Annotated in this window: 11 protein-coding genes; 1 reads left to right on the top strand and 10 read right to left on the bottom strand. The window is 53.8% G+C overall.

All coding sequences use genetic code 11. The features are described from left to right. Positions 1-585: 585 nt before the first annotated feature. The 8 genes from sucD to sdhC all read right to left on the bottom strand — a co-directional run bounded on the left by sucD (position 586) and on the right by sdhC (position 10,229). Positions 586-1,461, bottom strand: a complete 876-nt coding sequence (sucD, locus tag ACQE32_RS09035; protein ID WP_085067580.1) for a succinate--CoA ligase subunit alpha — start codon at positions 1,459-1,461, stop codon at positions 586-588. Next, the gene (sucC, locus tag ACQE32_RS09040; RefSeq protein ID WP_085067581.1) at positions 1,461-2,627 is read right to left on the bottom strand and encodes an ADP-forming succinate--CoA ligase subunit beta; all 1,167 of its coding nucleotides are present in this window, start codon (positions 2,625-2,627) and stop codon (positions 1,461-1,463) included. Before sucC ends, sucD begins: the two co-directional genes overlap by 1 nt. Positions 2,628-2,696: 69 nt before the next feature. Then, positions 2,697-3,920, bottom strand: coding sequence for a 2-oxoglutarate dehydrogenase complex dihydrolipoyllysine-residue succinyltransferase (gene odhB / locus ACQE32_RS09045; protein ID WP_427021652.1), 1,224 nt, complete (start codon positions 3,918-3,920; stop codon positions 2,697-2,699). A 13-nt stretch (positions 3,921-3,933) separates the two neighbouring features. Beyond that, positions 3,934-6,741, bottom strand: a complete 2,808-nt coding sequence (sucA, locus tag ACQE32_RS09050; protein WP_426974111.1) for a 2-oxoglutarate dehydrogenase E1 component — start codon at positions 6,739-6,741, stop codon at positions 3,934-3,936. 254 nt (positions 6,742-6,995) lie between these two features. Continuing rightward, on the bottom strand, positions 6,996-7,712 hold the full coding sequence (locus ACQE32_RS09055; RefSeq protein WP_085067584.1) for a succinate dehydrogenase iron-sulfur subunit: 717 nt from the start codon (positions 7,710-7,712) through the stop codon (positions 6,996-6,998). A 17-nt stretch (positions 7,713-7,729) separates the two neighbouring features. Beyond that, positions 7,730-9,496 (bottom strand): succinate dehydrogenase flavoprotein subunit, encoded by a 1,767-nt coding sequence (gene sdhA, locus ACQE32_RS09060; protein WP_085067585.1) that lies wholly within the window; start codon positions 9,494-9,496, stop codon positions 7,730-7,732. 2 nt (positions 9,497-9,498) lie between these two features. Then, positions 9,499-9,846 (bottom strand): succinate dehydrogenase membrane anchor subunit, encoded by a 348-nt coding sequence (gene sdhD, locus ACQE32_RS09065; RefSeq protein WP_085067586.1) that lies wholly within the window; start codon positions 9,844-9,846, stop codon positions 9,499-9,501. Beyond that, positions 9,840-10,229 carry a succinate dehydrogenase cytochrome b556 subunit gene (gene sdhC, locus ACQE32_RS09070; RefSeq protein ID WP_426974110.1) on the bottom strand — a complete coding sequence of 130 codons (390 nt, stop codon included), beginning with the start codon at positions 10,227-10,229 and terminating at the stop codon, positions 9,840-9,842. Before sdhC ends, sdhD begins: the two co-directional genes overlap by 7 nt. 622 nt (positions 10,230-10,851) lie before the next feature. Between sdhC and ACQE32_RS09075 the strand changes: the two genes are divergently transcribed. Further along, a complete protein-coding gene (locus ACQE32_RS09075; protein WP_085067587.1) occupies positions 10,852-12,135 on the top strand; it encodes a citrate synthase in 1,284 nt (427 codons plus the stop codon). Positions 12,136-12,238: 103 nt separating this feature from the next. Here ACQE32_RS09075 and nei read toward each other — a convergent pair whose 3' ends face one another. Together nei and pcp are read right to left on the bottom strand one after the other, a co-directional pair. After that, a complete protein-coding gene (gene nei, locus ACQE32_RS09080) occupies positions 12,239-13,027 on the bottom strand; it encodes an endonuclease VIII (protein ID WP_426974109.1) in 789 nt (262 codons plus the stop codon). A gap of 12 nt (positions 13,028-13,039) precedes the next feature. Then, a complete protein-coding gene (gene pcp / locus ACQE32_RS09085) occupies positions 13,040-13,687 on the bottom strand; it encodes a pyroglutamyl-peptidase I (RefSeq protein WP_426981015.1) in 648 nt (215 codons plus the stop codon).

The raw sequence follows: 13,687 nt of genomic DNA on the forward strand, positions 1-13,687 counted from the left end.
AAACGGACAGGGAAAATCACACCCGCAGGCAGCAAATAAAAGAGAGTTGATAACTCACCGTAAGTGAGACGGCAATATCATACCCTTACAAACGATACGGTAAAGAAAAATTATTGTGATCTCCGGGATATTTTTTGATCTGGACCCGCATTTAACCTGAAAGTGTTATAAAGGCTTGATATGACATAGCGTAATAGGATCAAAAATGAGAAACAATCTCAAAAATCACTTAAACATCCATGACTTAGCTATAAAATTAAAATAAGGTTAAATATAATAATCAATATAAACCAAACAGGTAAAACATATGTTAATAATATGTTTTGGCTAAATGACTTTATTAAAACTTTATTTAAAAACAGCGGAAATCATACCGCATAAATGTCTATTCCTTTCGCAAGAGCAGTCTTAAATTTTCATTTCAATTCCATTGATAAAAAGAAAAATAGATTTTTACTGCATTTAACTTCACAATTATTAAACCGAAATTCATTTTATTATTAACAAACATCCCTTATAGCAGGAATAAAACTCATAAAAAAGGCCACCCGTAGGTGGCCAGTCTGTGGAATAAGCTGATACCGATTATTTAAGAGGGAGGACTGCTTTTACCGCGTCACCAATATCCGCCAGGCTACGGACGGTTTTAACACCGGCCGCTTCCAGCGCAGCGAATTTCTCATCCGCCGTACCTTTGCCACCGGCAATGATCGCGCCAGCATGGCCCATACGCTTGCCTTTCGGCGCCGTAACGCCAGCGATATAGCCAACAACCGGTTTGGTAACGTGTTCTTTGATGTAGGCTGCCGCTTCTTCTTCTGCGCTGCCGCCGATTTCACCGATCATCACGATGGCTTCTGTCTGCGGATCATCCTGGAACATCTGCAGGATATCGATAAAGTTAGAGCCAGGGATCGGGTCGCCGCCGATACCCACACAGGTGGACTGGCCGTAGCCGATATCGGTAGTCTGCTTCACAGCTTCATAGGTCAGCGTACCGGAACGTGAAACGATACCGATGCGGCCCGGCTGGTGAATGTGGCCCGGCATAATGCCGATTTTACATTCGCCTGGGGTGATAACGCCCGGACAGTTCGGGCCAATCATGCGCACGCCCGCTTCATCCAGCTTCACTTTTACCGTCAGCATATCCAGCGTCGGGATGCCTTCAGTGATAGTGATGATCAGCTTAATACCCGCATCGATCGCTTCCAGAATACCGTCTTTGCAGAAAGGAGCCGGAACATAGATAACGGATGCCGTTGCGCCAGTCGCTTCCACCGCCTCGCGTACGGTATTGAATACCGGCAGGCCCAGATGCGTGGTGCCGCCTTTGCCTGGCGTTACGCCGCCAACCAGCTGCGTACCATAGGCCAGCGCCTGTTCAGAGTGGAATGTACCCTGGCCGCCGGTGAAACCCTGGCAGATCACTTTGGTGTTTTTGTCGATCAAAATGGACATTATTTACCCTCCGCTGCAGCAACAACGCGTTGGGCCGCGTCGGTCAGGCTGGTTGCTGCAATAATGTTCAGACCGCTGTCCGCCAGTTTCTGTGCGCCCAGCTCAGCGTTGTTCCCTTCAAGACGCACCACTACCGGTACGTTGACGCCAACTTCTGCCACCGCGCCGATGATGCCATCAGCAATCAGGTCACAGCGTACGATGCCGCCGAAAATGTTAACGAATACCGCTTTTACCGCGTCGTCAGACAGGATGATTTTAAAGGCTTCGGTAACGCGCTCTTTGGTTGCGCCGCCGCCAACGTCAAGGAAGTTAGCTGGCTGACCACCGTGATGTTTCACGATGTCCATGGTGCCCATCGCCAGACCGGCGCCGTTTACCATACAGCCGATGTTGCCTTCCAGCGCAACGTAGTTAAGTTCCCACTGCGTCGCATGCGCTTCGCGCGGATCTTCCTGGCTCGGATCGCGCATTTCACGCAGCTCCGGCTGACGGAACATCGCATTACCGTCTGCGCCCAGTTTGCCATCCAGGCAGACCAGGTCGCCCTGTTTGGTGATAACCAGCGGGTTGATCTCAACCAGGGCCAGGTCGCGTTCCAGGAACAGCGTCGCCAGACCCATAAAAATTTTGGTGAACTGATTGACCTGCTTGCCGCTCAGACCCAGCTTAAACGCCAGCTCGCGGCCCTGATAAGGCTGCGGGCCAGTCAGCGGATCCAGCGCCATTTTATGAATCAGCTCTGGCGTCTCTTCCGCCACTTTTTCAATTTCAACGCCACCTTCGGTGGAGGCCATAAACACCACGCGACGCGTGCTGCGGTCAACCACGGCACCCAGGTAGAGTTCCTGATCAATATCGGTAGCGGCTTCAACCAGAATCTGGTTAACCGGCTGGCCTTCCGCATCCGTTTGATAAGTGACCAGACGTTTACCCAGCCAGTTTTCAGCAAAAGTACGGATCTCTTCTTTGCTGTTAACCACTTTCACACCGCCCGCTTTACCACGGCCACCGGCATGAACCTGACATTTTACTACCCACGGACCTGCGCCAATTTTAGAGGCCGCTTCTTCCGCTTCACGTGGTGTAGTGCAGGCGTAACCGGTCGGTGCCGGTAAGCCATACCGTGCAAACAGCTGTTTCGCCTGGTACTCGTGTAAGTTCATGATGTTCTATCCATTCAGGTCTGAAAAGATTAATAAGGTTGGGCGCGGCAGTAACCGCGCCCGGCAACATTAAACGTCCAGCAGCAGGCGCGCCGGATCTTCCAGCATCTCTTTCACTGCCACCAGATAGCCCACGGATTCGCGGCCATCAATCAGACGGTGGTCGTAAGAGAGCGCCAGATACATCATCGGCAGCACCACAACCTGACCATTAACCGCCATTGGGCGATCTTTGATTGCGTGCATGCCCAGGATGGCGCTCTGCGGCGGGTTAATGATCGGCGTCGACATCAGCGAACCGAACACGCCACCGTTGGTGATGGTAAAGTTGCCGCCGGTCAGCTCTTCGACCGTCAGCTTGCCGTCACGGCCTTTTACCGCCAGCTCTTTAATTTTCTTCTCGATATCCGCCATGCTCAGCGTATCGACATCGCGCAGAACCGGCGTCACCAGGCCGCGCGGCGTGGAAACGGCGATGCTGACGTCAAAGTAGTTGTGATACACCACATCATCGCCATCGATGGAAGCGTTCACTTCCGGATAACGTTTCAGCGCTTCCACAACCGCTTTGATATAGAAGGACATAAAGCCCAAACGCACGCCGTGACGTTTCTCGAAGGCATCGCCGTACTGCTTACGCAGTTCCATGATCGGCTTCATGTTGACTTCGTTAAAAGTGGTCAGCATGGCGGTGCTGTTTTTCGCTTCCAGCAGACGCTCGGCAACGCGCTTACGCAGACGCGTCATCGGTACGCGCTTCTCGCTGCGGCCAGCCAGCGGTTGAGGCTGTGCCTGCGGCGCGGCGGCTTGCGGTTTTGACTCGGCTTTCGCCGGCTGCTGCGTGAGATGTTTTTCCACATCTTCGCGGGTAATGCGTCCGCCTACGCCGGTGCCTTTAATCGCCGCCGCATCCAGATCGTGCTCGGCAATCAGCCGACGGATCGCCGGGCTGAGGGCATCGTTGCTCTCTTCTTCCAGCGAAGCAGACTGACGCTGCGCCGGAGTGGATTCATTGCTTTCCGTTTTAACAGAGGCCTCTTTGCCGCCGCTGTTACCCTCTTTCAGGCGTCCCAGTATCTGACGCGAGGTCACGGTTGCACCCTCTTCTTCCAGTATGGCTTCCAGCACGCCGTCAGCAGAGGCTGGCACTTCCAGCACCACTTTATCGGTCTCGATTTCTACCAGTACTTCATCGCGGCTTACCGCATCGCCCGGTTTCTTATGCCAGGTTGCTACAGTGGCATCAGCAACAGATTCAGGCAGGTCGGGAACGAGAATTTCTACGCTACTCATTATCTTTCCTTATTTAATCAACGTTCAGCGCGTCATTAACCAGGTCTTGCTGCTGTTTCAGGTGTACAGACATGTAACCTACAGCAGGTGAAGCGGAAGCCGGACGTCCGGCATAACGTAAAGAAGCACCAAAAGGAATCACTTCACGGAAGTGATGCTGGCTGCAATACCAGGCGCCCTGGTTTAGCGGCTCCTCCTGACACCAAACGAAATCATGCACGTGCGCGTAAGGCTGCAGCGCTTCCTGTACCGCTTTGTGCGGGAAAGGATAAAGCTGCTCAATGCGCACGATAGCGACATCGCTTTGTTCATTTTTGCGACGCTGCTCCAGCAGATCGTAATAGACCTTACCGGCACACAGCACTACGCGTTTTACTGCTTTGGCATCCAGCGCGTCGACTTCACCAATCGCGGGCTTAAAGCTGCCGTTAGCCAGTTCATCCAGGGTAGAAACCGCCAGCGGATGACGCAACAGCGACTTCGGCGACATGACCACCAGCGGGCGACGCATACCGCGCAACGCCTGACGACGCAGCATGTGATAGACCTGCGCCGGGGTCGACGGTACACAGACCTGCATATTCTGCTCTGCGCAGAGTTGCAGATAACGCTCCAGGCGCGCCGACGAGTGCTCCGGTCCCTGCCCTTCATAGCCGTGCGGCAGCAGCATCACCAGGCCGCACATACGGCCCCACTTCTGCTCGCCGGAGCTGATGAACTGATCGATAACTACCTGAGCGCCGTTGGCAAAGTCACCAAACTGCGCTTCCCAGATGGTCAGGGTACGCGGCTCAGCGGTAGCGTAACCATATTCAAACGCCAGCACGGCTTCTTCCGACAGCACCGAATCCCAGACTTTGAACTGGCCCTGGCCGTTATGGATATGCTGCAGCGGGATCCAGGTTGAGCCGTTCGCCTGGTTATGAATCACCGCATGACGATGGAAGAAGGTGCCGCGCCCGGAGTCTTCGCCGGAAATACGCACCGGAATCCCCTCATCCACCAGCGTGGCGTAGGCGAGGTTTTCCGCTGCGCCCCAGTCAAACGGCTTATTGCCTGCTGCCATTTCAGCGCGGTCGTTGTAGATCTTCGCCACGCGCGACTGCACTTCAACGGATTCCGGCACCTGGCTGATGCGTTTCGCCAGCTCCTGCAGACGCTTGAGTTCCACTTTTTCCGGGTAGCTCTCATCCCACTCATGGTTGAGATAAGGCGACCAGGTGAAAGAGTGCAGGCTCATGGGACGCCATTCCGGCACTACGCATTCACCTGCATCCAGCGCATCACGGTAAAGGTTAACCATCTCCGTAGCGTCTTCCAGATTAATCACCTGCTCCGTTTCCAGACGATCGGCGTAGATTTTACGCGGCGTCGGATGCTTTTTGATTTTCTGGTACATCACCGGCTGGGTTGCGCTTGGCTCATCCGCTTCGTTATGGCCGTGACGGCGATAGCAAACCAGATCGATAAAGACATCGCGCTTAAAGGTATTACGGAAATCGAGCGCCAGGCGGGTAACAAAGGCGACCGCTTCCGGATCGTCGGCGTTAACGTGGAAAATAGGCGACTGCACCATTTTACCGATGTCGGTACAGTATTGTGTTGAACGGGCATCTTTCGGGTTTGAAGTGGTAAAACCGATCTGGTTGTTAATCACGATACGCACCGTACCGCCCACTTCATAACCTCGCGCCTGCGACATGTTCAGGGTTTCCTGAACCACGCCCTGGCCGATGACCGCCGCATCGCCATGAATGGTAATCGGCAGCACTTTATTGCTGACCGGCTCATCCAGACGATCGAGGCGGGCACGTACCGAGCCCATAACTACCGGACTGACGATCTCCAGATGCGACGGGTTAAACGCCAGCGCCAGGTGAACCATACCGCCTTCGGTTTCCACATCGGAAGAGAAGCCCATATGATATTTTACGTCACCGGTACCGAGATGCTCTTTGTGTTTACCGGCGAACTCATCAAACAGATCCTGAGGTTTTTTACCCAGTACGTTGATTAATACGTTCAGGCGACCACGGTGCGCCATCCCCAGTACCACTTCACGCGTGCCGCTTTTGCCGGCGTGACGAATCATCTCACGCAGCATCGGCACCAGCGCATCGCCGCCTTCCAGCGAGAAGCGTTTCGCACCGGGGAATTTAGCGCCCAGATAGCGCTCCAGCCCTTCTGCGGCGGTTAGCTCTTTCAGAAAGCCTTTTTTCTCTTCAGCGGAGAAAGATGCGCGTCCCACAGCCGATTCGATACGCTGTTGCAGCCAGCGTTTTTCATCGGTGTTGGTGATGTGCATATATTCCGCGCCGATTGAGCCGCAATAGGTTTGCTTCAGCGCATTAATCAGTTCCCCTAACTGCAGGCGATCTTTGCCGATGGCAAAAGAGCCGACATTGAAAGTTTCCTGAAAATCCGCCTCGCTTAAGCCATGAAAAGCCGGGTCGAGATCGGAAACCTGCTCCTGCTGCCAGAGGCCCAGCGGATCGAGGTTAGCGTGCTGATGTCCACGGAAGCGGTAGGCATTGATCAGTTGCAGGACTTTAACCTGTTTGGCATTGGCATCGGGATCGCCAACGGAAGCGGCGTAACGCGAGGTATCTTTTGCCAGACGACGGAAATAGTCGCGCGTAGAGGAGTGGAACTGCTCAGGCCTGAGCCCGGTGCCGGGAAGCTGTTGGAACATATCGCGCCATACAGCATCAACAGAGTCAGGATCGGTGAGAAAATCCTCATAGAGCTGTTCTATGTAAGATTGGTTCGCGCCGGCCAGCCAGGAAGAGTCAAGCCAGGGCTTCATTGCGCTGTTCTGCATTGTGATCCCTTAAGCATTACATGCTTTTTTCGAGGTTTCATTGTTGCCGGGTTACCGGCTTGCCCAACGCTGTGTCGCGCACCTGCTTGGAAAGTGCCCGCCACAGCCAGATCCAGTTCATCGATACAAGCACGGGGCAATCGATGCCCTGGCCCGTAAGGGAACCTTGGTAAGGTTTTTCACCGCGCCGTGACAGACCTTACCAGGGTCTCCGTAAATGCTCCAGGAACCGGGGTTCCCGGAGCATAGTGCTGTTATGCGTTACGCTGCAGCAGCATCGACTTAATATGGCCGATAGCGCGCGTTGGGTTCAGCCCTTTAGGACAGACGCTGACACAGTTCATGATACTGTGGCAACGGAATACGCTGAAAGCATCGCTGAGATCGTCCAGACGCGCATTGGTTTCGGTATCGCGGCTGTCGATCAGGAAGCGATAGGAAGCCAGCAGCCCCGCAGGCCCAACAAACTTATCCGGATTCCACCAGAATGACGGGCATGACGTTGAGCAGCAGGCGCACAGAATACATTCGTACAACCCATCCAGGTGCGCACGATCTTCCGGCGACTGCAAATGCTCGCGTGCAGGCGGATTTGCGCCATTATTCAACAGGTAAGGCTTAATTTTCTCATACTGCTTGTAGAACTGCCCCATGTCCACGACTAAGTCACGGACTACCGGCAGGCCCGGCAGCGGACGGATAACGATTTTTTTCTTGCCGTTGCCCAGCGCTGAAACCGGCGTAATGCAGGCCAGACCGTTACGACCGTTCATATTCAGGCCGTCAGAGCCGCAAACGCCCTCACGGCAGGAACGCCGAAAGGCCAGCGTCGGGTCTTTCTCTTTCAGCTTGATCAGCGCGTCCAGCAGCATCATGTCACGGCCATCTTCCGCTTCCAGGGTGTAATCCTGCATGCGCGGCGCGTCATCCACGTCCGGGTTATAACGATAAATGGAAAATTCGAGTCTCATCGTCTCTTCTCCGCAAATTAGTAGGTACGCACTTTCGGCGGGAAAGCGGCGCGCAGTTTCGGCTGCATGTTCACCTCACGGCGCGTCATGCTTTCGGTTTGCGGCAGATAGAGCGAATGGCACAGCCAGTTCTCATCGTCACGTTCCGGGTAGTCAAAACGGCTATGGGCGCCGCGGCTCTCCGTGCGGTAATTCGCTGCTACCGCAGTAGCAAAAGCGGTTTCCATCAGGTTATCCAGCTCCAGGCATTCGATGCGCTGGGTATTGAAATCGCTGGAACGATCGTCAAGACGCGCATGTTTCAGGCGCTCACGGATCTGTTTCAGATCCTCAAGCCCCTGCGCCATCGCATCGCCTTCACGGAACACAGAGAAGTTATTCTGCATGCAGCTTTGCAACGCCTTACGGATTTCAACCGGATCTTCACCCGTGGTGTTGTTATCCCAGCGATGATAGCGCGCCATGGCGGCGTCGATATCTTCTGAAGTGGCATCGCGCAGCGTTCCCTGCTCCTGAATCGACTCCAGCAGATGCAGGCCTGCCGCACGGCCAAACACGACCAGGTCCAGCAGCGAGTTGCCGCCCAGACGGTTCGCGCCGTGTACCGATACGCAGGCAATTTCGCCAACGGCGAACAGACCCGGCACCACCACATCTTCCCCTTTTTCGTTCAGGGTCAGCGCCTGGCCGCTCACTTTGGTCGGAATGCCGCCCATCATATAGTGGCAGGTTGGGATAACCGGAATCGGTTCTTTTACCGGATCCACGTGAGCAAAGGTACGGGACAGCTCAAGGATGCCCGGCAGACGCGACTCCAGCACCTCTTTACCCAGATGATCCAGCTTGAGTTTAATGTGCGGACCCCACGGGCCTTCACAGCCGCGGCCTTCACGAATCTCAATCATCATGGAACGCGCGACCACATCACGGCCCGCCAGATCTTTGGCGTTCGGCGCGTAACGTTCCATGAAGCGTTCGCCATGTTTATTCAGCAGATAGCCACCTTCACCACGACAACCTTCGGTCACCAGCACGCCAGCGCCCGCGATGCCGGTCGGGTGGAACTGCCACATCTCCATATCCTGCACCGGCACGCCCGCGCGCAGCGCCATACCCACGCCATCACCGGTATTGATATGGGCATTGGTGGTGGACTGATAGATACGGCCTGCGCCGCCGGTCGCCAGCACCGTGGCTTTCGCTTTGAAGTAGACAACTTCGCCTGTTTCAATACTCAGCGCGGTACAGCCCACTACGGCGCCGTCCTGATTTTTCACCAGATCCAACGCATACCATTCTGAGAAAATGGTGGTTTTGTTTTTCAGGTTCTGCTGATAGAGCGTGTGCAGCAGCGCATGGCCGGTACGGTCAGCGGCCGCCGCGGTACGTGCCGCCTGTTCGCCGCCGAAATTACGCGACTGTCCGCCGAACGGACGCTGATAAATGCGGCCATCTTCCAGACGGGAGAATGGCAGGCCCATATGTTCCAGCTCCAGAATCGCTTCCGGGCCGGTTTTACACATATATTCGATCGCGTCCTGGTCGCCGATATAGTCGGAGCCTTTAACGGTATCGTACATGTGCCATTCCCAGTTATCTTCATGGGTATTACCCAGCGCGACGGTAATACCGCCCTGCGCAGAAACGGTATGGGAACGGGTAGGAAAAACTTTAGACAGCAGGGCGCAGCTCTGGCCCGACTGTGAAATCTGCAGGGCCGCGCGCATACCTGCGCCGCCTGCCCCGATAACTACGGCATCAAACTCTCTGACTGGCAAATTCATTCTCACGCACCCCACACCACAACAGTTCCATAAATTGCATAAACCAACAGCGTAACAACGATGACCAGCTGCAACAGCAGACGCCATGCCAGAGGTTTAACATAGTCTGTCAGCACCTGCCACATACCGATCCAGCCGTGGATCACGGTAGAAAACAGCGTCAACAGGGTAAAGACCTTAGTAAAGGAAGAGGCGAAGAAGGCGCGCCAGATATCATAGGTCAGCGTATCTGACACAATGATGAAGCCAAGAATATATAAGGTGTAGAGCGTAATGAGGATTGCAGTGGCACGTAACAGCAGCCAGTCCTGCACACCATTGCGACCCAGTGCAGTAGCATTGCTTACCATACGAGGACTCCAGCCAGAATTGAAAGCACGATAGTAATAGCGAAACAGAAGTGTGCAGAGCTATTGCCGACACGCTGCGTTTCCGCCAGGTAACCGAAATCCATCAACATATGGCGAATACCGCCAACAGTATGCCAGGCCAGGGCGGTGAGAATGCCCCACATAATGAACTTAGCGAAAAAGCTGTTCATCACGGCAGATGCCTGCAGGAAGCCTTCAGGAGAGGAGAGCGAGAGTCCGAGTAACCAGAGCAGGATCCCAACAGCCACAAAACTAATGACGCCGGAAACGCGGTGGAGAATGGACGATATTGCAGTAACGGGAAACCGGATCGTAGTGAGATCCAAGTTGACAGGTCTTTGTTTTTTCACGGTTTTGCCCACACAGCTTTTCTTATTTTGCTTCCTCCGGGCCTGAAGGTGATAGCCGAACACGACTCGTGCACCGGCACCATAACAGCAACATCCAGTGTTAATTGAAGCGATAAAAACGCTGGGTGGCTCCTGGTGTCAGGGTATTCCGGAGACCTGGCGGCAGTATAGGACGATCACATTCTCATTACAATTGCTCTACAAACGCTTTAGCGAGATTTAAGTGGAACAGTGATCAACCTCACGGTTTTCATATTTTAAACAAATTCAATTATCTGATTTGACAAAACTTCAACAATTCAGTTACAAACTAACGCACGAAAGTCCTATGATGCGCAAAAGTTATGGGGATACACTTTACCCCTCAACGCAAGTTATGTAACAGTGATGAAATAAATTGCTAAACGCATCAGGTTATTAGTTAAGATTCATAATGACCAGCACGGATCTTTAACAACCACAGAACGCATTAGCATCGTGGCTGTCGGAAACTTCCGACTGCGCCCGTCACTCTGTACCCTGCAAGCAAAACATGCCACAGAGTAGATAGTCTGCAATTACTTCACGCAATTTGCAGCATGATGGTAACTTCGGTGTCAAAGATCCTACAAATATGGCGCTAAGGAGACTGTAAATGGCTGATAAAAAAGTGACGCTCACCCTTGACGGTGAAGCTCCTGTTGAGCTGGACGTGCTACAGGGCACGCTGGGCCAGGATGTTGTCGATGTCCGAAGCCTTGGCTCACAGGGTTTGTTTACGTTTGACCCTGGTTTTACCTCTACTGCGTCCTGCGAATCCAAAATTACCTATATTGATGGTGATGAAGGCATTCTGCTCCATCGTGGCTATCCCATCGACCAACTCGCTACCCACTCTAATTATCTGGAAGTCTGTTACATCCTGTTGAATGGTGAAGCGCCGACGCCAGAACAGTTTGAAGAGTTTCGTATCACGGTTACGCGCCATACCATGATTCATGAGCAGATTACCCGTCTGTTTCATGGCTTCCGTCGCGACTCGCATCCGATGGCGGTTATGTGCGGCGTCACCGGCGCGCTGGCGGCGTTCTACCATGACTCAATGGACGTGAATATTGAGCGTCACCGTGAAATTGCGGCGTTCCGCTTGCTCTCTAAAATGCCGACCATGGCAGCCATGTGTTACAAATATTCGATTGGCCAGCCGTTCGTCTATCCGCGCAATGACCTCTCTTATGCCGGTAACTTCCTGCATATGATGTTCGCTACCCCGTGTGAAGAGTATAAAGTGAACCCGGTGCTGGAGCGCGCCATGGATCGTATTCTGATCCTGCACGCGGATCATGAGCAGAACGCCTCCACTTCAACGGTACGTACCGCAGGATCGTCCGGCGCTAACCCGTTCGCCTGTATCGCTGCCGGTATCGCCTCGCTATGGGGACCGGCGCACGGCGGCGCAAACGAAGCCTGTCTGCGCATGCTGGAAGAGATTAGCCATAAAGAGCATATCCCGGAATTTGTAAGGCGTGCGAAAGATAAGAATGACTCTTTCCGCCTGATGGGCTTCGGTCATCGTGTTTATAAAAACTACGATCCGCGTGCAACCGTTATGCGCGATACCTGTCATGAAGTGCTGAATGAGCTGGGTATGAAAGATGACCTGCTGGAAGTGGCGATGGAGCTGGAGCATATTGCGCTGAACGACCCATACTTTATTGAGCGCAAACTCTATCCGAACGTCGATTTCTACTCTGGCATTATTCTGAAAGCGATGGGCATCCCCTCTTCTATGTTCACCGTGATTTTTGCCATGGCGCGTACCGTTGGCTGGATTGCCCACTGGAAAGAGATGCATGACGAAGGCATGAAAATTGCCCGTCCGCGTCAGCTCTATACCGGTTACGCACAGCGTGAGTTCGAATCCCAGCTGCAGAAATAATTTTCCTGCCAAAGAAAAAGGGCCTGCGGGCCCTTAAAATTTGTTCCGGCGATCGCCCGGCGTCTGAAGGGCCTGCGGGCCCTTTTTTATTAGCGCTAACAGATTAATGTTGACAGCCGGGGCACCAGTAAAAAGGACGCGATGAAAGCGTGCTTTTTTCAATGATTCCGCCGCAGCGCTCACAGGGTTTGCCAGCCCGATGAAAGACTTTAAAACGAAAGGCCGCGCCGTGATGTGCGCTCTTCATGGTGCCACGCATCCGATAAGAGTGACGCGGAATCGCCAACAGCGCATGCGCCAGGCGCTGTAGCTGCGCCCCGGTTAAATCCTGCGCCCGATGCTGCGGTGCCAGCGCTGCGTCCCATAAAATCTCCACACGCAGGTAATTGCCTAAGCCCGCCAGAAAAGCCTGATCCAGCAACAGCCCGCTGAACTGACGCCGACGAAAGCGCGGTGAAAGCAGGCGCTCGCACACCTCTTCTTCGGTAAGCGTCATATCCAGAACATCGGGCCCGATGCGCTGCAAAAAAGGATGCGCCGCCAGCGTGTCGCTGTTGTGCATTTCAATATCAGACGCGCTATAGAGCAAAATCGTTTGGTCGGCGCAGCCGAGACGCACCCGTAATATGCGCTGCGTTGCCGGCTCGCTACCGGTTTTGATCACCCGCCAGACGCCATAGAGCTGGTTATGGCTGTAAAGCGTTAATCCGTTGGAAAAGTGGGTTAGCAGCGCTTTGCCTCGGGTTTCAATGGCGGTGATCGTTTCACCAATTAACGCGTTTTCATAAGTTTTTAGCTGCGGAAAAGCAAACCAGACCTCCGTCAGGGGCTTGCCCGCGATGGCTTTTTCCAGCCGATCCGCCGCCCGACGGATCTCGGGTCCTTCTGGCATAGAGATATCCTGTTAGTGCGTTGCGCCGCCAACCAGACGCAAATCCTGTTCAGTTCGTAGCGCAATGGTAATCGCCATTTCCAGCGCCAGAATCACGGTTTGTGCCGCCATGCTCGGCGCGCCGGGATGGTTAATCGCCTGTTCCGGCAGATAAGGAATATGAATAAACCCACCGCGCACCCCGTTGCCCTGTTGAGCAAGACGATGCAGCAGCCCATACATCACATGATTGCAGACGTCGGTACCTGCCGTTTGTGATACCGATGCGGGAATGCCAGCTTCACGTATCCCTTCAACAATCGCCTTAATTGGCAGGGTTGAAAAGTAGGCGGCCGGACCGCCGGGAATAATCGGTTCATCAATGGGCTGATTACCCTTGTTATCAGGGATACGCGCATCGTTAATGTTGATACCGATGCGCTCTACGGAAATATCGGCGCGCCCACCCGCCTGCCCTACCGCAATAATTAATTCTGGCTGCAGTGCCTCCATTTCAGCGTAAAGCGTAGTGAGCGCATCGCCAAAGACGCAGGGCAACTCTTTGGCTACTACCTGAAAACCGCACAGCATACGCTCATGCAGCTGACGCACCGCTTCCCATGAAGGGTTCATCTGCTCACCGCCAAAAGGCTCAAACGCCGTAATCAGTACTTTTCTCAT

It is taken from the genome of Pantoea sp. FN0302, assembly GCF_050113775.1.
GTDB lineage: Bacteria > Pseudomonadota > Gammaproteobacteria > Enterobacterales > Enterobacteriaceae > Mixta > Mixta alhagi.